The sequence below is a fragment of the Nostoc sp. genome, assembly GCF_036916735.1.
Classification (GTDB): domain Bacteria; phylum Cyanobacteriota; class Cyanobacteriia; order Cyanobacteriales; family Nostocaceae; genus Nostoc.
The window spans coordinates 1-18,451 of record NZ_JBALFV010000083.1 but is presented as its reverse complement, the minus strand read 5'-3'; the positions used below and the strand labels follow the sequence as shown (position 1 = coordinate 18,451).

Below are 18,451 nucleotides of genomic sequence, written 5' to 3'. Positions count from 1 at the left end.
GGCGATAAATCATCCGCGACCTGAGAAGGCGGAAGATACTAAACGCCACGGAAACTTACTAAACTTTCGCCTAGTAAGTTTCCTTCTCAAAGTGGCTTGCTACCGGTAGCAGAAGGCGACAGTCGGAAGGCAAAATGTAGTTTAATCCTTCCGTCCGTCATTTGGCTGTTTGTTAGCCCGATTATGCTCAAATATGCTTCATCCAGTTCTGCCGCCTAATCCGCCTTTTATCCTCGAATCTTTACAAGCTGTAAATCCCGCCTCATCTGCTAGTCATACAAATTTTCTTTTAGATGTAGATACTGGAAAACACAAAAAGACAGACAAATCCAAGCAGCCCAAGGATTTGGCTAGGTTGGCAATTGTCGGTGAAACCAAGAGCGATCCGCCATTGGCAACTTCGATCAACTCAACTCAGAATCACTTGGTAGTTACCGAAACTCCCTCTGTACCCCATCCACCAGAAATTTCGCCGATCAACAGTTCTGGAACTGCTGCACTTTTGGGGCGATCGCCGAACGTTGGTTATCCGACACAGGAGGTTAAAACCTCTAATTACCAAGATAAAGAATACACAAAGACAAGTCTGAGTGTCGGCGTTGGGCGCTCGGAACTTCTACTAAGAGCGGCGTTACGCAAACAGGAGAGGCAAAGAGAAGCCACTACGTTGTCCACAAAAGTTGGAGTGGAGGCTTCCTCTGTAAACGTAAAACGTGAACCTTCTCAAAAACTTGGTGAGCGATGTCTGACGACAAGCTGCTTTGCGTCTACGCTAACTTTCAACTTTAGTGGAGAAAAGCAAACCTTTTTGGATGGTAGCTTTAGCTATAGAGTTTCCCCAAATCCCCAACTTGCTCAGTCTTTGCGTCCTTTTCAAGTTGTCCCAAGTACTACTAACAGCAACAAGTTAGTCGAATCCAAAGCGGGAATTTTAGCTGAAAAGTTAACCCAGCAAAAACAGCAAAGTGATATTACTACATCACAGTCTTCAGGAAGAGACAATATCTCTGTATCTGCTGCTGATCTTGTACCGAGTTCTCAATTAATACAAAATTTTATAAAATTCCAGTCTCGTAACCCGAAAAACCAACTCTCAAAGCCCATCACTGTAGGATTCAAGTCCCAAGCCCAACAACAAGCTCAAGCACAAACGCTTACACCAGATGTCAAAACCACTAATCAGTCACAAAGTCAACCAGCTGATACAACTGCGCCAGCTAAACCGAGAATTGTAGAAGTCACTTCAGATCGGCAAGAGTATGACGAGCAACGGCGAATTATTACAGCTGTTGGTAATGTAGTTGTGCGCTTTGATGGGGCGGTGGTAGATGCTGATCGCTTGCAAGTCAATTTAGACAACTTGATTGCTGCAGGAGAAGGCAACGTAACTTTAACACGGGGTGATCAGATACTGCGCGGACAACGCTTTACGTATAACTTTGTTCAAGATAGTGGGGAACTGCTAAATGGTAGAGGAGAAATTTATGTTCCCTCAGCACAAACAGATTTTGCTTTTTCACCCACGGGTGTAACTGCTGGTGGAGTTCCAAAACGTCCGCCGAGCGATCGCATTAGAGCCAATCAGCCCCTTTCAGGTGTGAGCAGCCCTGGAGGAATTGATGTGGGATTTGGTGGTCAGGCAAATGCTAGCAACATCGCGCCCCCAAAAAGAGGGGGTGTAGTGAATAGGCTCAGGTTTGAAGCTGAACACATTGATTTTTATCCCCAAGGCTGGCAAGCAAGGGATGTTCGCATCACCAACGATCCTTTTTCGCCCCCAGAACTAGAGTTGCGTGCAAATACAGTAACTCTAACGCATGAATCACCCTTGGTAGACCGCATCAGGACACAGAAGCAGCGTTTGGTATTGGATCAAACCGTCTCTTTGCCGATTCCGGTGAATGAGCGGACTATTGACCGCCGGGAGCGGGATGTTACACCTGCAATAGTCTCCCCTGGCTATGATGGAAAAGATCGGGGTGGTTTGTATATTGAGCGTGGCTTTCCGGTGATCGATACAGAGCAGACACGCTGGACGATCACGCCCCAGTTGTTAATACAGAGAGCTGTGCAAGAAGGCACGGGTGATTTAGGCGCACTGTTTGCTGTGAAGACAAAGATAAATTCTGTTTTGAGTCCACGAGCCGTAATTGACGGGACAGGCGAATTAACTAGTTTTAACTTGAACAACCTAGAAGATAGTTTGCGGGCGAGGTTAGGATTGCGCCAGATATTAGGGACTTCCCTTCCCCATGTTTTGAATCTGGAGTATAGCTACCGTGAGCGTTTTTACAACGGTACCCTTGGCTTTCAAACCGTCCAGAGCAGTCTTGGCGGCATTATTACCTCTCCTGTGATTCCTTTAGGAAAGAGTGGCATCAACCTCACCTATCAGGCAAGCGCTCGGTATATCGATGCCAACACTGATCGCCAAGACTTACTAAAACCAGTGCGGGAAAATGATCGCATCTCACTAGGTCGTTTACAAGGCAGCGCTTCCCTCAGTACTGGGCTGTTGCTGTGGCAGGGAAAACCATTACCAGCCACTGCCAGTGAGGGATTACGATACACTGCTACCCCAGTAGTTCCTTACTTGCAAGCGATCGCTGGACTTACAGGCACTAGCAGTTATTACACCAATGGCGATAACCAAAGCACCCTAACTGCTACAATTGGTTTACTAGGGCAAATTGGTCATTTTTCTCGACCTTTTTTAGACTATACTGCCTTTAATATTAGTTACTCTCAAGGCTTAAATAGCGGATTATCACCCTTTTTGTTTGATCGCTCCGTTGATAACAAAGTGTTGAGTGCTGGCATATCACAGCAAATTTACGGCCCTTTTCGCTTAGGCTTTCAAACATCTGTTAACTTGGATACTGGTAAAGAAAGTAGCACCGACTACATTGTGGAATATAGCCGTCGCACTTATGGTATCACTTTGCGTTACAATCCGGTGTTGGAGTTAGGCGGAATCAGCATCCGAATTAGTGATTTTAATTGGGGTGGCGGCACTGATCCATTTTCTGAAGTTAAGCCAGTGGTAGGCGGCGTCCAACAGGATTATTAAGATTTTCTATCTTTTGCTCAGTCTAAGAATTTGGTACGACTCGACAGCTTTATATCATGTCCGCTTCAAAACTTATAATATATGTAGATTGGGTTTCACTACCGTACCCCTATGGGGATCTTGCTACAACCCAACCTACATTCATAGATTTTATTACAAGTAATCACCTGGGCTTGATATTACAGCACAATTGGTTGATGCCGCACCAGGTATTCTCAGCTTGGCATACTCGCCGCTTAGTTGAATACGTGAAGGTGGTTGGTGTAAAGTTGCACAGCATCTTTGCACTGCGGCTTGGTACTCCCGCCATTGCTTACGAATTGCAATACTTGCAGCATCGTTACCTAAGTCTGAAAATCTTAGCCCTGCTCGAATTAGCCAAATTTCTGCATCTGTTGTTTCACCCACTATTTCTGGTATGGCATTAATCTTTTCCATGAGTAATATCTTTTACACGTATTTAAAATTGGTAATTTTACTTTAAGAAAAACTATTGATAATAGCTAATATAATTATTTATCAAAATCATCAATAAAAATAATTAAAAGAAGAGAACGAATTACTATTACAGCTCTCATAAGAAAACCCAGGTCGGCGACAACAACATGTACCAGTGCTGCCAATAGAAGGAATTGAAAAACAAATATTTTCATTACTATCTCCCCTCAACTTTAAACCCTAAAATTATCTAAGGTTTTTAGCGTTGACTGAACTGTATTGCAATTTAATTATTTACACAAATTTTTAAGCAAGTAGTGGAACTTCAAAAGCTGTTTGAATTAGTCAAAATCAGGCGTAAGCGCCATCGACAGATTAACGTTTACACCTAACAAATTTGGGCTTTAGCTCATTAAGTTGACACCAATGGGCGCTGCCGTGCCCCAACACCTTGTAATGTAAGTTGTACAGCATCTGAATGGGAACTGCTATAGTTAGAGAATTGACATGGCTATTCTTGCGCCCCAGCTTTTTGCAGACTCCGCACCACATTTTTGTAACCATTAAATTCTGCAATCATTAAAGCAGTATAACCACCCCGGTTTTTTAAATTCACATCTGCCCCAGCTTGCAGTAATAACTGCACAATTTCGCTGTAACCTGTTGAGGCAGCCCATATCAATGCTGTTGCCTTCGCTGAGTCTTGAGAATTCACATCTGCCCCCTTTGCTAGCAACAAATGTATTATCTCTGTGTGCTTGCGTTCGGTTGCCTTAATCAAAGCAGTTTTGCCATCATCACCCCGAGTGTTGGCATCAGCACCATACTCTAGCAAAACTTTCACTGTTTGGGTGTGTCCTTGTGATGCAGCCAGCGTCAAAGGTACTTCACCGAGGTTTTTCTCAGTAATATCTGCCCCAGAATGCAATAATGTTTCGACAATATGGCTGTGTCCCTGCAATGCTGCTACAAGTAGTGGCGTATCACCAAGGTGGTTCCTAATTTGGACATTTGCACCTCCGTTAAGTAACACTTCTACAACATCAATGTAGCCTTCCACAACAGCAAGGTGTAGGGCTGTTTCACCATCTTGGTCTTGAAGATTAATTTCAACGCCTTGATCTAGTAAAGCTGCTGCGATCGCACTGTGTCCAGCCGCAGCAGCTGCCGATAGGGCTGTTGCACCATCGGCGTTTCTCACATTCACATCAGCCCCCGCCGCTAGCAGTGCTTCCACAACCTCCAGATGTCCAAAATCTGCTGCTAATGTTAATAGTGTCTCACCCTCCTCATCTCGGATATTGACATCGACACCAGTTTGCACAATTGCTTGTAAAACTTGTATTTGTCCCTGCTTAACGGCTAGTTTCAACGCAGTATCATCATCTTTATCTGCGATATTCACCTTTGCACCAGCAGCCAATAAGACTCGCACGACATCGACATAACCTTTAACTACAGCTGCCATTAAAGCTGTGCTACCATCTTCATTAGTGGCATTGACATCAGCACCTTTGGATAGTAAAAGCTGCAAAATATCAAGCTGTTTGGCACTAGCTGCCAACATCAAAGCCGTCAAACCATAGAGTTTTCTAGGCAAGTTGATATTTGCCCCAGCATCTAGTAGTGATCGGACAATTTCTGTGTAGCCTAAATTGGCAGCAAACATTAATGCCGTCGTGCCTTGGCGATCGCACGCGTTTACCCTCGCACCAGCAGCCAGTAGCGCACTCAGATGCTTAATATCCCCGTTTTTAGCTGCTTGTACCAGCAAAGTATCGTCGTTTTCAGTCATGGATGAGATCCCACCAGGGGGTTTTGTTCGTCTACCCTCAAAATTTAGTCTGAGATTGTTTATCCACTTTGGCAAGAGGGTGAAGCAAAATAGTAAGGGAAATGAGAAAGCAGAATTTTTCTTATTCTCTTTTACTCTGTGCAACTTTAGGCACAGAAACTAGAGTTATGCTAATTTTTATGAAGATTTAATAAATAGGGGAGAACACAATGAGTCTGCAACTTACTCCATCAATTAAATATTGGCTGAACTTTATTCATCCAGTACTCATGTGGGCGCTATTAGCGCTCTCAATTTATGCTGCTTACTTGGGGCTGCAAGTACAGCATACCAGAAATGCTAAGGGAGAAGAAAAGAAAGAACTGATTAAAGGTAGATATAACGTCAGACACTACCAAATGGGGTCTATACTCTTAGCTTTGATGGTGGCAGGTGCGATCGGTGCTATGATTGTCACTTACATCAATCATGGTAAGTTATTTTTCGGATCTCACCTACTAGCAGGGCTGGGTATGATGAGTTTGATTGCATTTTCTGCTGCTTTATCTCCTTACATGCAGAAAGGGGCAAATTGGGCGCGTGCAACTCACATTTTGTTGAATTTTATCCTTTTAGGACTTTTTGCTTGGCAGGCTGTTACTGGGGTGCAAATTTTCCAAAGAATTCTGACTCAAGCATAGATTAAGTAGTAGTTTGTCATTTGTCAAAAATTAGTGACAAATGACAACAAATAACTGTTTAATCACTACTTTTGCTTAGAATTAGCAGGAAAGGGTATTTCCAAAGATTTATGAAAATCTTGCTGAACTTTGCGAGTTAAGCGGCGAGAGACTTGGCGGACAATTTGGTTAAGTAAGCGATCGCCTGTAGATTGAATTATAGACTTGGGTAATCGCTGAATAAACTTGGGAAAGTGCAGATCAACTATTAAATCCAATTCCCATTCAACTCTGGTAATCTCACCAATGCTACAGAAAGTATTGTTTTCTATTAACTGTAGAGATGCCCGATAGTCTACGTCATAACCAGGCGGATGGTAATCAGGAATGGGGATTGTACGTATGCGGTAAATACCCTCATCTGGAGGCAACAATTCCAAACCAATTTTAGGTTCTACATCATAACCAAAAGCACCAAAACGACCAATTACTAGAGCATAGCCATTTTTCCCAAGTGATTGCACCTTCATGGGTTCAGCGCAACGCGAAAACCATGAAGCGTGATTATTAAGATACTCAGCAACCTTATCTGCTGGGGCAGGCATTTCCATAAAATCTTGGTAACGTCCGAAAAATTTTGTAACCGTCGCTACATTTACTTCTGTTAATATGTCCTCTACTGCTTCTGGGCTGGAAGCTACAGGTAAAACTGCTTCTGTTATTTCCCAAGATTTATATTCGCTTTTTCTTGAAAGCATAAATGCATTAATGTATATTTTAGCGTTCGTCTATATTAATAATTCCCCACATACCTGGGTCATTTCACACTAATATCCCATTTTTACCGAAACCTCATTAATCTACCATCAAGTCCATAGAATTACTAAAATAAAGAACTGAACAAGCACACAATAGTTTCCCAGGATAACATTTCTCATGAAAGCATTTGTAGCAGGGGCAACGGGTGAAACAGGTCGCCGGATTGTGCAAGAGTTGATAGCGCGGAATATTCCCGTCCGGGCTTTGGTGCGGGATATAGAGAAAGCTAGAGGTATTCTCTCTCTTGAAGCCGAATTAGTGGTAGGCGACGTATTACAACCAGAAAGTTTAACTGCTGCGTTGGGAGATAGCACAGTTTTGTTGGTTGCAACTGGTGCAAAACCTAGTTTTGACCCCACTGGCCCCTATAAAGTAGATTTTGAGGGGACTAAAAATTTAGTAGAAACTGCTAAGGCAAAGGGAATTGAGCATTTCGTCTTTATTTCTTCTTTGTGTACTTCACGGTTATTCCATCCACTGAACTTGTTTTGGCTGATTTTAGTGTGGAAAAAGCAAGCTGAAGAGTATATCCAGAAAAGTGGTCTTACCTATACGATTGTGCGGCCTGGTGGGTTGAAGAATGAAGATAACTCCGACGCGATAGTGATGCAGAGTGCTAATACACTTTTCGACGGTAGTATACCCAGGCAAAAAGTCGCCCAAGTTGCTGTTGAGGCGCTGTTTGAAGCAGATGCACGCAATAAAATTGTCGAGATTGTAGCCAAACCTGAAGCTACTTCCAAAACTTTTGGGGAATTATTTGCTAACGTCGCGTAATCAACCAGTAGGGAGTTAAGAGTTAAAACTCTTATAGGCGTGTCTTGCTTGGATACAACACGCGTTTTGGGCACAGCAATGCTGTGCCCTTACAAACAGTCAGCCTCTATTGGAGTGAACTTTACCAGAATGAGCGCGTCAATCAATGTTGTTTGCAAAGAGAAAAAATTTGAAGGAGTCGGATTCTGAAAGGCTTTGAATTCAAAGGTGTTGAAAAACTGATTGGGCCAATAGCCGCGCTTCTCGGCTTTGTGTATTTGTTGCAATGGTATATTGGAGACTTGCGATCGCCTTCTGATCCCATCTTTGCAGTTCAACAGCCGCCTTTGGTCATGAAAAAGGGCGACCCCTATATCCGCGCTTTAATGCGAACCATCTCGGCGAGTGAAGCAAGTGGTAATCGTCCCTATTCGCTGTTGTATGGTGGACAGCAAGTCAACGACCTTAGCCGACATCCTGAGATATGCGTCCTAATTGTCACAGGTCCCAATACAGGTAATTGTTCCACTGCTGCTGGCAGATATCAAATTATTAACGTTACTTGGTATCGTTTAGCTTCCCGTTATCATCCAAAACCCATGCAGATGATGTTTTGGACTACTTATAGTTTTGAAGCAGAATATCAAGATATAGTCGTTTACCGTTGGTTAAATGATTCTAAAGTTTGGGGAACTAATCTTTCTCAACTGTTGCGTCAGGGAAAGTTAAATGATGTTTTGCGGCGGCTTTCTCCAACCTGGACAAGTCTAGGATATGGTATAGAAACTAATTCTGTCAGTAGCTCTTTGCCTAAAATTTATTACAAAATGCTGCAAGAAGAATTGACCGCAGCAAATCAATCAACAGCCCCGAATTTAACACCATCCCCAACTCCTTCTAGCAAGGCAGTAAAGAACTTGCCAAAGAAGCAGTGAGGTTATCCTAATTTTTAACTTGTTGCCTAGAAGAAATCTTTAATATTTTCTACAAATGCCAAGGGATTTTCAAAGTGAATATTATGTCCAGCATTACTAATTATTTTTAGTTGGATAAATTTACAAACTTGAGCCATTTTTGTATTAATAGATATAAATTTTTTATCATATTCACCCACTAGTAAGAGCAGAGTAATTTTATTCTCTTGTAGCTTTTCCCACAAAGAAGGTTGGTATCCAGTTCCCATGAAGCGCAATGATTTATCTAATTCATTGGGATTATTCTGCAACCTACTTTCTATCATACGATCGTATTCTGGATGATTTTTTATATGACCAAAAATGGGTTGATTGTACCAATTTGAAAGAAAAGCAGCAAAATCAGTTTGAATAATATTTCTGCTTAATTTTCTAGCTATTTGAGCATCACGTCTAAGTCGTTCTAATCGTTCTGCTTCTGTTGCTAAACCTGGGGAAGCTGATTCTAATGCAACTTTAATAAAACGTTCTGGAAAATGTAGAGTTAGATATAAAGCCAATCTTCCGCCCATTGAATAACCAATTAAGTAGCATTTACCTATTTTTAATTTATCTAATAAGTTGATTACTGCTTGAGCAGTGGGTTGTATTTTATAGTATTCATCACTTCCTAAAACTTGGGTTTTACCATGTCCAGGTAAATCAAGGGTAAGATAAGAAAAATCTTCAGTTAGTACTTTTATAGCTTCATCGAATTCATTAATATTTCCCATGAACCCGTGTAAAAAAAGAATTAGAGGTTTGTTTATATTAAGATTTAAATAATAGTTTAAATTATATTTCAAGTCATTTTTAAAGAAGATATCTAAAGTCTTAGTTAATATAATTTTTCAGCAACAGTGGAAAAAAGCATAATGTCCGCAGATATTGATAATACAAAAGAAAGTTAATTAGTTTCAAATATTTTAGCATCGTTGGCATAATAAGGAACAATTGCATCATTTTTAGAAAAATTTTTATATTTTTATAAATATTTAAATATTCATTAGATAATCCCAGGCTAATCAATGGAACAAATTTGAAAGCAAGCCCCAGCAAAATTTGATTGATAGCTTTTTTTATTCTTATTTTTCGTACATTATGCTTAAGCAATAACTTCGCTAAAATAGAAATTTGATAACTACGCATAGCTTGCTGCGGTAGGTATCGCCTTTTCGATCCTTGGCAAGATAGGTAATGCTAAAACGTCTCCTTTCTAATACACGTAATACACCTGTATTTATTTTAGCATAAAGAACCCTTTGCCTGAGTCAATACACCAAATCTTGCATCTCTAAAAAATGTTTTGTGGTGCTAGTTAATTTTTACTTTTCTAATTATTAAGGTAAAAATCGATCTAAAGCAGCTTTTAACTGTTTAATTTCAACGTCAATATTACCCTCTTGTGCAGCTCTAGCAATACACTCAGTTAAATGTTCATCCAAAACAATTCGCGCTACCTTATCTAATGCGCCTCGCACTGCGGCAATTTGCAGTAGAACATCAGGACAAGGACTATTTTGCTGCACCATTGTTTTAATACCACGAACATGTCCTTCTATCCGCGATAATCGATTGGTAATTCGCCGTAATGACTCTTCGCTATGGACGTGAGGATGAGCTGACTCTCCAGCCTCATGAGTATGGTTTGTATGCTCGTGGTCTGTATCGTAATGGTGGGAATGTTCTGCTTGTTGAGCTATTGGTAGGGATTCCTTGTCTAATTGGTTTGATCCATTCATGGGTTATCAGAAGACTTGTAGTACTAAGATCCTAGCCTAGTGCTTGTAGCGAGTGGGGAATGGGGCATTGGGCACTTGTACTGAGCTTGTCCTCTTGTTAGCCGTAAAGCCTGCGGCATAGCTACGCTTAGGGCGCAGCCCAAGAAGAGAAGTATTGGACATTGGGTATTGGAAAGAGGACAAAGGGAAAGCTTGTTGCAAGTTCTCACCTCTTGTCCCATTGTCCCCTTGTCTCCCCTGCTCACTCTCTCATCTCCCCTGCTCACTCTCTCATCTCCCCTGGTCTCCCTACTCCCCACTCCCCACTTCCTTAACTCTACTGCTGACGATTGGCTCTTTCTTGGGGAATAATTTCTGTTACTACCCTACCGCTAGAAGTGCCGCCTTTGACAACAATATTTTCTGTTTGCAGATTACCAACAGCTGTTTCACCTGTAAAAGTTAATTGTGGGTCAACTTGTCGATAAACTACATTTCCCTGAGCTTCAACTAACTTATTGTCTAAATACCAAGTTAATGTATTAGATTTCAAAGACTGGCGACGCTGACCAATGGCGTTGACGTTACCTGTTAAATAAACCGTTTTTTGCGATATTTTCATTTCACCTTGATTGGCGGTGACGGTAAGATTTTCGACACGCTGAAACATCCGCACGGGGGAATTTGTAATGACAGTTTCTGCGTTCATGTTCCAGGTCATAGAGTTACTAAGTATTTGCACTGGTGGGTCTAGTAAATCTAATTGAGCATTTTGTTGAATAGTGGCAATTTTGGTTTTTAAGTTGACTTCGGCAGAATTTCCCTTGCCGCGATCGCTAATTTTATTATCTTTGTAACGGTCGATTTGTAAAGGGCGATCGCCAATCAGTTTTTCTTGTTTAATATTCCAGATTAAATGCTCGGTTCTTACTTGTAACTGGGGATCAGTGGAATTTGCTATTACCCCTCCAGAAAATTCCATGCGCTGTTCGCGGGTTTTGACTCGTGCTTCCTGCGCCACAGCTTGTAGTTGTTTATGACTACCGTTAATCTGCTTACGGACAATCAACAAATCTTCTTTGGGACGCCATTCTAATTCATTACCTTGCAAGACAATTCCATTATTAGGATCTATTGCAAATATCTTACCTTTCAGAAATAACTGCTTCCCATTTTGTTCAATATCTGCAACATCTGCTTTGATTTTATAAACTACTTTGCCATCTTGATATAGTTCACCATAAGGACTTTCAGCTTGACCAATTTGTTTTTCTTTAGTGTATTTTGCTTGTTTAGCCCTAACTTTCCAAATCGGCCGTCCTACTTCATCTGCCTGCTCTAAGGTGACATCAAAGAAAGTTAAATTGCTATCTTGGTTAGATGAAGCCGCAGTATTTTGTTGAGAAGCTATGGGAGATTTACCCCCACAGCTTACTAAACCAAATATTAAGAAAAAAATTAAAGGTAAAAGAAGAAAAGGAGGAGTAGAGGAGAAATTTTTAATTTTTCTCTCGCACTGTCTCCCCCTTTGATGAAATTGATACGCCATTATTCTTGGATTTCTATATGTCCATCACTAGTTCTGGGGTCTTCCAAAAAACCGATACCAGATAAGGGTCGGTATGGATAGCTTTGGCGAGGGGTTTTTTGAATATCTTCTTTGATGGCTTCTAAATCAATGTAGCGATCGCTAACATTAATTAAGCTGTCGCTGGTCATCGAACGCAAGCTCACTACTTCTACCCGCACGCCACGATAGCTGACTGAATTTACCGCATAAGCCAAATCCCCATCACCGCTAACTAAAACTGCGGTATCATAAGAATCTACTAGCGCCATCATATCGACTGCTATTTCTACATCCAGGTTAGCTTTTTTAGAGCCATCTGGTAGCTGGACTAAATCCTTAGCAATGACTCGATAGCCATTGCGACGCATCCACAGCAGAAATCCTTGTTGTTTCTCGTTTGTCCGGTCTACACCAGTGTAGAAAAAAGACCGTAGTAGTCTAGAACCTCCAGTTAATCGACACAACAGTTTCGTGTAATCGATTTCAATCCCTAGTTGCAGTGCAGCGTAAAATAGATTTGAGCCATCAATAAATATAGCGACTCGACCCCGATTCTCCAAAACTTGTTCTGGCGTAAATATTGAATCGGTTTCAAAATTATTCAACATCATTGTGATACCTCAATTATTATCCCTGTTATTTTTGATACAAATTATTAACTTTTAGGTCCTATTTGCAGAGGCTTATGATAATCTTCCAGGACTAATTTAAGTTCAGCCCCGATAAATGTTTTGAGAAAATTAAGAAATTGAACAAAATCAGAGTTTGATAAGGATTAATCGTTTTTCGGGGGTTCTATTCGCTTAAAAATCGGTTGGGGTGTACCCAACTGGTGTTTACTAGATAGTATCCCCCATGTTGCATGGGTGGCAAAAGGAGCGGTAATTGAACTTTGTATTTGCTCGTTAAAGTTTATTTCAAAGCCCAGTTGCTGATAAATATCACTACTGATCTTCGGAATAATTGGGGAAAGCAGATAAGCTGCTAGTCTAACTGATTCTAGAACTGTATACAGAACTTTTTCCACCGACTCCTGCTGTCCCTGTTTATATAATGACCAAGGAGCCTGTTCATCAATAAACTTATTACTGGCTTGCACCAGTGAAAGTATGGCCTCACAGGCTTCACTGAAAGCTAGCTCCTGATATGCTCGTCTTACATGCTCCCCTAAGCGTAAACCAATTGTTTTCAATGGATTTTCGTCAGAAATTCCTTCATTGCCGATTGATGGGACATTATTCTGGGCGCAGTATTTCTTCACCATGTTCAAGGTGCGATTAAGCAAATTACCTAAATCATTTGCCAAATCTGCATTCAGAACATTAATGAACCTTACTTCATTAAAATCTCCATCTCTGCCAAATTCGATTTCCTTAAGGAAGTAATAACGAACGGCATCACTACCATAGCGTTGAACTAACGCCACAGGATCAAGGGTATTACCCAGACTTTTGCCCATCTTTTGACCATCTTTGGTCAAAAAACCATGTCCAAATACTCGATCTGGCAAAGTTAAGCCAGCCGACAACAGCATTGCTGGCCAGTAAACTGCATGGAAGCGCAAAATATCCTTACCAATTAGGTGCAGGTTAATCGGCCACCATGTTTCTAAGGCATTTGCTAAAGTCGGTTCTGCATCTGGTTCTAGTAATGCAGTTACGTAACCTAATAGCGCGTCAAACCACACATAAAGGGTGTGTTTGGGATCAACTGGTACAGGAAAGCCCCAATCTAGATTTACCCGCGAAATGGAAAAGTCTTGCAGCCCTTGATTTACGAAGCTAAGGACTTCGTTACGCCGACTTTCTGGTTGAATAAAATCCGGTCTAGATTGATAAAATTCTGTCAGCTTGATTTGATATTTAGATAAGCGAAAAAAATAGTTTTGCTCGTCTCGCCACTCCACTTCTTTGTTAATATGAATTGGGCAACGGTGTCCTTCTAGAAGATCCCGTTCTTCTTTGAATTCTTCGCAGGATACGCAGTACCAACCTTGTTGTTGTCCCTGGTAGATATCACCAGATTTCCAAACTCGATCAAAGAATTCTTTGACGATCGCTTCATGACCAGGTGCGCTAGTTCGACTAAAGCGATCATATTGAATATCCAGTAATTGCCACAAATTAACGAAACTAGGGACAATTTCATCGCAAAACTCTTGTGGAGCTTTGCCTAAACTTTCTGCCGATCGCTGAATTTTTTGCCCATGTTCATCTGTACCTGTAATTAGTAATACCTGATGCCCCAACAGCCTTTGAAATCGCGCTACTACATCTGCTGCGATCGTCGTATAAGCACTGCCTATATGGGGCACATCGTTTACATAATATAGGGGTGTTGTTAATGCAAATGTCTTTTTTGTTTTATTCACTAGATTCATGCAAAATTAAAATTAACTTATAAAACGTTTTACTTTTATCGGAAAAACCAAGCGATTATTATACAACAAAATTTATATTTTTTCCAATAATCTCTTATATAGTAGCAAACTTCTCAGTTCAAAAATTGTTTTATAATATGCATCAATTCAACTCATTTTTGCTTACAAGAACGAAATTAACCATAATCTTTTTGGATACCTTATATTAGAAATTATTGTGATCGAGAATACATAATCCATAATCTAAAAAATCTATCTGGTTTTGTGGATTAGATATTTCTATCTTAAGACGGTCATGGCACTCGTAAAGAAATGTAAAAATTAAATTAAGCAAAATACCATATTTACCGGAAAAATATATTGATCAAATATGAGTCGAAATAGCCCCCTAGAGATTTCTCGCGCTTTGGTGGCGGCGCTTTCAACCCAAATGTTTCGTTATTACGAGGATCGCATTCCCCAGGATGCCAGCGTTTTGGTAGTCAGCAATCACCGCAGCTTTATGGATGCACTGATTTTAATGGCGGCGTTATCGAGTCCGATCCGCTTTGCTTGCCATCACTACATGGGACAAGTGCCAGTAATGCGGGAGATTGTCACCGATCAATTGGGGTGTTTTCCTTTGCAGGAAACTCAAAACCGCCAACAAAGCTTTTTTTCGCAGTCGCAATTGCTATTGCAGTCTAAGCAGATGGTGGGAGTATTTCCAGAAGGCACTGCACCAATGGTGAAATTTACTCAGCCAAATCAGGTAGGTGAGTTTCAACGGGGATTTGCCCATTTAGCATTGCGAGCTGATGTGCAGGATTTAGCAATTTTGCCGATCGCGATCGCCTCTTTAGAAGAAGTAAACACTTCTGGATTCCCCTTAAGGCTTTTGAGTCTATTTGACCCTTCAGAACCTTTATTTAACCAAGCTGGTTGGCATCCTCTGGTACTTTATCGTCGAGTTGCAGTGTTAATCGGTCGCCCTTATTGGATTACACCCCAACATCAAAAAAAATATCACGGCAAGCAAGCCAGAACTGTTGTGGCTGAACTGACAGAACACTGTCAGGGCGAAATTAGCAATTTACTGCGTCAAGGTTGCTATTAGAGCTATTCGATTTTGAATTTTGGATTGTCTGCACGACTTTCAGTAGCTTGTTCCCAAACCTTTTTTGTTTTTGCTCAAAAGTACCGAAGCTCGTAATAGCAATAATCAGCAGCCCAAAAGTTTTATACCATTGACTAATGACCAATGACCAATACTTCGACTAGCGAGCGTACAAGTGACCAATGACTATAAGAGAAGTTGAGCTAAACCCTTGTTTCCTGACTCCTAAACGAGTAAAGCCAGAGTATCCCCTATTGGTATATTTGCCAGGAATGGATGGAACTGGTCAACTATTACGATCGCAAACCGCAGGATTAGAAGCTGGCTTTGATGTTCGTTGTTTGGCGATTCCACGCAAAGACCTTAACACTTGGGATGTGCTAGCTAAGAGTGTATTGGACTTGATCGACGCCGAATTAGAAAAAAGCTCTCAGAGGCCAGTTTACTTGTGTGGTGAGTCCTTTGGTGGTTGCTTGGCAATGAAAGTAGCGATCCAAGCACCCTATTTATTTAAGCGAATTATCTTAATTAACCCAGCTTCGTCCTTTCGTCTTCGTCCTTGGTTGAATTGGGCATCTCAACTTACTTATTTAGTGCCATCAGAGTTGTATGATGTTGGCGCACTGGGATTGTTGCCATTTCTAGCATCTTTGCCACGCATTTCTCGGAGCGATCGCCATGAACTGCTGAAAACTATGCGTACTGTGCCGCTAGAAACCGTTCATTGGCGGTTGTCTTTGCTGCGAGAATTTGATATTGATAACAAGCAGTTAGGTCGCTTAACTCAACCAGTTTTACTGATTGCTGGTGGTAGCGATCGCCTTTTACCTTCTGTAACTGAAGTGAAGCGGATAGCGAATATCTTACCAAATAGCAAAATTGTAGTATTGCCCAATTGTGGACATGCTTGCTTGCTAGAGGAAAATATTAATCTCTATGAAATTCTTAAGGTTAACAACTTTTTAGAAAGTAATGCTGATATAGGTAGGGGGCTACAGGGGAGAGGATAGGGTAGAAATTAATTCAGCAAACTCAAAACCCACTATAACCAAAACATTTATCAAACTGCAAATTTCTTTTGAATCACTTCTAGATGCCATTGCCAATCTTCCTTTATAAGAAAAACATCAATAGTAGCTATTATTAAATGACGAAATTAATCAAAGCAAAGGAAATTTATTTCCAGATGACTCTTATGATTGGGGTTCCCAAGGACAGCCAAAAGGTAAGCCAGTAGAATATATCCCTGGAGTTGGGCTAAAAGTTGTTGGTGGCAAGAATGCTCCAACCTGATTTGCTTGAATGTGGCGACGTAGTTATAGTAAGTTTGCCTACTAGTACTTTTAGAGGACGCGAACGGCAAGGAACTCGACCTGCTGTAGTAGTCGGTATACCTTGGGATAAGTCTGCTATCCAATGCTAATGATTGCACTTTTAACTACCCAGAGTAGCTCTTGGGTGTTCAATAATCCTAGCTTATATCCGTGTTTGTTAGCTGATGCTGGTGCTTTGTCTCTGTCTTCCATTGTCTTACTAGATCAAACGCGCGGATTAGATATAAATCGAGTTTTGGCGTATTTGGGAACACTCACCCCAGAGCAGTATGTTCCTATTATTGATGGATTAAGACAGTTGTTTAGACAAGAAAATAGTTAATCTTAAACTGATATTTACGTTTATAGAGGGATGTAGAGCCGCTCATATTTCGCTAAAACCAAAAGAGAGAGGCTTTACAAGATGGTGTCAAGCTATGACAGACAAATCCCAAGAAATAGAGGTGAATAAATTAGTTAATTCACCCAGAGAAACTTCAGAAGTAAAAATTCAGGCTCAATCATCAGTAGAAAATGAACCGTCTATAGTAGAGTTTTTTATTAAAACTGTTGCTGAGACTGGCAAAGCAGTTTTAGATACAGCAGTAGAGGTGGGAGAAGCGACAGCGAAAGAAACACATAAGTTTATTGAGCAAACAACTCAAAGTAGCGGCCAGGTTGTGAATAGCCTGAGCGAAAATTGGCTGATTAGAAAACTATCTGGAGTATTAAATCTAAATTGGCTTATTAGTGATACTAACCTTGTTGATTTGGAAAAAGCAGAAGTTGCGGTAAACAAGCTTAAACAAAAGTATCCCAATGAATTACCCAGCCAGATTGCTCACAGAATTATGGTAGAAAAAGCAACTCAAGCAGGGACAGTGGGATTAGCAACTAGTTTTTTGCCAGGAATCGCAGTTGCATTGTTGGCAATTGATTTAACAGCAACAACAAAATTACAATCAGAAATGCTTTATCAAATTGCATCTGTCTACGGGTTGGATTTAAAAGATCCTGCCCGTAAAGGTGAAGTTTTGGCAATTTTTGGTTTGGCTTTGGGTGGAGAGCGTCTTTTAAAAGCTGCGGGATTAGGCTTGCTGCGAAATATACCCTTGGCGGGTGCAGTAGTTGGAGCTAGTTCAAATGCGACGATGATCTATTCATTGGGGTATGCTGCTTGTCGATTTTACGAAGCCAAGCTAGATCAATCAACTTCGCTCTCATCGCCACAGACACTAGCAACATTAAAAGCAGAGAGTGAAAAGTATTTAGAAACTGCGATCGCTCAAGAAGCAGTTATGGATCAAATTTTAGTTCACATGATCCTCGCTAGTCATCCAGAGAAGACTTGGGAAGAAATTTTGCCAGAGTTACGAATTCTAAACCTGACTTCTAACTCCTTAGATGCCATTGCCCGAAATATTAAATCGCCCAAGCCTTTAAATGTACTGCTCAATCAGCTGAATCGTGATTTTGCTATACCGTTGCTAGCTCAGTGTGACAAAATTGCCCAGCTTGACAATCAGATTACACCAGTTGAGCAAGAAATAATAGGAGCGATCGCTAGCAAATTTGATATTGATACAAATGGAATTGGGGCATAGAGCACTTGTACGCTCGCTAGTCGAAGTATTGGGCATTGGGCATTGGGGATGGGGCATGAGGCAGGAGTTAAAACAGTGAAGTTCATAGCTTTTAGGACTTACGCAAATTCTACGATTCTTGGCGTTCTTGGCAGTTCGATAAATTAAGCTTTTTAGCACTTTTTGCGTAAGTCCTAGCTTTAATTAACGAGTATCAAAGACTCATCAACGGAGTTCTGAGGTGGATTCATGAGTATCAAAGACTCATTAACGGAGTTCTGAGGTGGATTAACGAGTA

Annotated in this window: 17 protein-coding genes; 9 read left to right on the top strand and 8 right to left on the bottom strand. The window is 40.9% G+C overall.

Annotation, left to right across the window (positions count from 1 at the left end; all coding sequences use genetic code 11):
* The first annotated feature begins 193 nt into the window (after window positions 1–193).
* On the top strand, window positions 194–3,070 hold the full coding sequence (locus V7L20_RS18670) for a DUF3769 domain-containing protein (RefSeq protein WP_334745518.1): 2,877 nt from the start codon (window positions 194–196) through the stop codon (window positions 3,068–3,070).
* Window positions 3,071–3,223: 153 nt separating this feature from the next.
* Here the strand turns inward: V7L20_RS18670 and V7L20_RS18665 are convergent, their stop codons facing one another.
* Together V7L20_RS18665 and V7L20_RS18660 are read right to left on the bottom strand one after the other, a co-directional pair.
* Window positions 3,224–3,508 carry a hypothetical protein gene (locus V7L20_RS18665; protein WP_334745517.1) on the bottom strand — a complete coding sequence of 95 codons (285 nt, stop codon included), beginning with the start codon at window positions 3,506–3,508 and terminating at the stop codon, window positions 3,224–3,226.
* A 511-nt stretch (window positions 3,509–4,019) separates the two neighbouring features.
* Entirely contained in the window at window positions 4,020–5,303 is a 1,284-nt protein-coding gene (locus tag V7L20_RS18660) for an ankyrin repeat domain-containing protein (RefSeq protein WP_334745516.1), read from the bottom strand.
* Between the two features lie 209 nt (window positions 5,304–5,512).
* Here V7L20_RS18660 and V7L20_RS18655 point away from each other — a divergent pair, with 209 nt between their 5' ends.
* Window positions 5,513–5,983, top strand: a complete 471-nt coding sequence (locus V7L20_RS18655) for a DUF4079 domain-containing protein (RefSeq protein WP_334745515.1) — start codon at window positions 5,513–5,515, stop codon at window positions 5,981–5,983.
* A gap of 65 nt (window positions 5,984–6,048) precedes the next feature.
* On the opposite strand, the gene V7L20_RS18650 is transcribed toward V7L20_RS18655, so the two are convergent.
* Complete coding sequence (locus V7L20_RS18650; RefSeq protein ID WP_334745514.1) at window positions 6,049–6,720, bottom strand: DUF1997 domain-containing protein; 672 nt, start codon at window positions 6,718–6,720, stop codon at window positions 6,049–6,051.
* 178 nt (window positions 6,721–6,898) lie between these two features.
* Here V7L20_RS18650 and V7L20_RS18645 point away from each other — a divergent pair, with 178 nt between their 5' ends.
* The gene (locus V7L20_RS18645) at window positions 6,899–7,558 is read left to right on the top strand and encodes an NAD(P)H-binding protein (protein ID WP_334745513.1); all 660 of its coding nucleotides are present in this window, start codon (window positions 6,899–6,901) and stop codon (window positions 7,556–7,558) included.
* Window positions 7,559–7,809: 251 nt separating this feature from the next.
* Entirely contained in the window at window positions 7,810–8,472 is a 663-nt protein-coding gene (locus V7L20_RS18640; RefSeq protein WP_334745512.1) for a glycoside hydrolase family 24 protein, read from the top strand.
* A gap of 26 nt (window positions 8,473–8,498) precedes the next feature.
* On the opposite strand, the gene menH is transcribed toward V7L20_RS18640, so the two are convergent.
* The 5 genes from menH to metG all read right to left on the bottom strand — a co-directional run bounded on the left by menH (window position 8,499) and on the right by metG (window position 14,161).
* Window positions 8,499–9,296, bottom strand: coding sequence for a 2-succinyl-6-hydroxy-2,4-cyclohexadiene-1-carboxylate synthase (gene menH / locus V7L20_RS18635; RefSeq protein WP_334745511.1), 798 nt, complete (start codon window positions 9,294–9,296; stop codon window positions 8,499–8,501).
* Window positions 9,297–9,830: 534 nt separating this feature from the next.
* Window positions 9,831–10,232 carry a metal-sensing transcriptional repressor gene (locus V7L20_RS18630; RefSeq protein WP_334745510.1) on the bottom strand — a complete coding sequence of 134 codons (402 nt, stop codon included), beginning with the start codon at window positions 10,230–10,232 and terminating at the stop codon, window positions 9,831–9,833.
* 316 nt (window positions 10,233–10,548) lie between these two features.
* Complete coding sequence (lptC, locus tag V7L20_RS18625) at window positions 10,549–11,760, bottom strand: LPS export ABC transporter periplasmic protein LptC (RefSeq protein WP_334745509.1); 1,212 nt, start codon at window positions 11,758–11,760, stop codon at window positions 10,549–10,551.
* Entirely contained in the window at window positions 11,760–12,389 is a 630-nt protein-coding gene (locus V7L20_RS18620) for a LabA-like NYN domain-containing protein (protein WP_334745556.1), read from the bottom strand. The genes lptC and V7L20_RS18620 overlap by 1 nt, the downstream gene beginning before the upstream one ends.
* Before the next feature lie 167 nt (window positions 12,390–12,556).
* On the bottom strand, window positions 12,557–14,161 hold the full coding sequence (gene metG / locus V7L20_RS18615) for a methionine--tRNA ligase (protein ID WP_334745508.1): 1,605 nt from the start codon (window positions 14,159–14,161) through the stop codon (window positions 12,557–12,559).
* A gap of 370 nt (window positions 14,162–14,531) precedes the next feature.
* Between metG and V7L20_RS18610 the strand changes: the two genes are divergently transcribed.
* The 5 genes from V7L20_RS18610 to V7L20_RS18590 all read left to right on the top strand — a co-directional run bounded on the left by V7L20_RS18610 (window position 14,532) and on the right by V7L20_RS18590 (window position 18,174).
* Window positions 14,532–15,257: a lysophospholipid acyltransferase family protein gene (locus tag V7L20_RS18610; protein ID WP_334745507.1), complete on the top strand. Its 726-nt coding sequence runs from the start codon at window positions 14,532–14,534 to the stop codon at window positions 15,255–15,257.
* Window positions 15,258–15,439: 182 nt separating this feature from the next.
* A complete protein-coding gene (locus V7L20_RS18605) occupies window positions 15,440–16,267 on the top strand; it encodes an alpha/beta fold hydrolase (protein WP_334745506.1) in 828 nt (275 codons plus the stop codon).
* A gap of 269 nt (window positions 16,268–16,536) precedes the next feature.
* Window positions 16,537–16,680: a hypothetical protein gene (locus tag V7L20_RS18600; RefSeq protein ID WP_334745505.1), complete on the top strand. Its 144-nt coding sequence runs from the start codon at window positions 16,537–16,539 to the stop codon at window positions 16,678–16,680.
* The gene (locus V7L20_RS18595) at window positions 16,674–16,913 is read left to right on the top strand and encodes a hypothetical protein (protein WP_334745504.1); all 240 of its coding nucleotides are present in this window, start codon (window positions 16,674–16,676) and stop codon (window positions 16,911–16,913) included. The genes V7L20_RS18600 and V7L20_RS18595 overlap by 7 nt, the downstream gene beginning before the upstream one ends.
* Before the next feature lie 94 nt (window positions 16,914–17,007).
* Entirely contained in the window at window positions 17,008–18,174 is a 1,167-nt protein-coding gene (locus V7L20_RS18590) for a YcjF family protein (RefSeq protein ID WP_334745503.1), read from the top strand.
* Window positions 18,175–18,451: the final 277 nt, after the last annotated feature.

Excerpts from the sequence above, each read along its gene's own strand:
- V7L20_RS18630 (WP_334745510.1), bottom strand. The coding sequence starts at position 10,232 with ATGAATGGATCAAACCAATTAGACAAGGAATCCCTACCAATAGCTCAA.
- V7L20_RS18670 (WP_334745518.1), top strand. The coding sequence starts at position 194 with ATGCTTCATCCAGTTCTGCCGCCTAATCCGCCTTTTATCCTCGAATCT.
- V7L20_RS18620 (WP_334745556.1), bottom strand. The coding sequence starts at position 12,389 with ATGTTGAATAATTTTGAAACCGATTCAATATTTACGCCAGAACAAGTT.
- V7L20_RS18660 (WP_334745516.1), bottom strand. The coding sequence starts at position 5,303 with ATGACTGAAAACGACGATACTTTGCTGGTACAAGCAGCTAAAAACGGG.
- V7L20_RS18655 (WP_334745515.1), top strand. The coding sequence starts at position 5,513 with ATGAGTCTGCAACTTACTCCATCAATTAAATATTGGCTGAACTTTATT.
- lptC (WP_334745509.1), bottom strand. The coding sequence starts at position 11,760 with ATGGCGTATCAATTTCATCAAAGGGGGAGACAGTGCGAGAGAAAAATT.
- metG (WP_334745508.1), bottom strand. The coding sequence starts at position 14,161 with ATGAATCTAGTGAATAAAACAAAAAAGACATTTGCATTAACAACACCC.
- V7L20_RS18600 (WP_334745505.1), top strand. The coding sequence starts at position 16,537 with ATGCTCCAACCTGATTTGCTTGAATGTGGCGACGTAGTTATAGTAAGT.
- V7L20_RS18590 (WP_334745503.1), top strand. The coding sequence starts at position 17,008 with ATGACAGACAAATCCCAAGAAATAGAGGTGAATAAATTAGTTAATTCA.
- V7L20_RS18645 (WP_334745513.1), top strand. The coding sequence starts at position 6,899 with ATGAAAGCATTTGTAGCAGGGGCAACGGGTGAAACAGGTCGCCGGATT.
- V7L20_RS18595 (WP_334745504.1), top strand. The coding sequence starts at position 16,674 with ATGCTAATGATTGCACTTTTAACTACCCAGAGTAGCTCTTGGGTGTTC.
- V7L20_RS18665 (WP_334745517.1), bottom strand. The coding sequence starts at position 3,508 with ATGGAAAAGATTAATGCCATACCAGAAATAGTGGGTGAAACAACAGAT.
- V7L20_RS18610 (WP_334745507.1), top strand. The coding sequence starts at position 14,532 with ATGAGTCGAAATAGCCCCCTAGAGATTTCTCGCGCTTTGGTGGCGGCG.
- V7L20_RS18605 (WP_334745506.1), top strand. The coding sequence starts at position 15,440 with ATGACTATAAGAGAAGTTGAGCTAAACCCTTGTTTCCTGACTCCTAAA.
- V7L20_RS18650 (WP_334745514.1), bottom strand. The coding sequence starts at position 6,720 with ATGCTTTCAAGAAAAAGCGAATATAAATCTTGGGAAATAACAGAAGCA.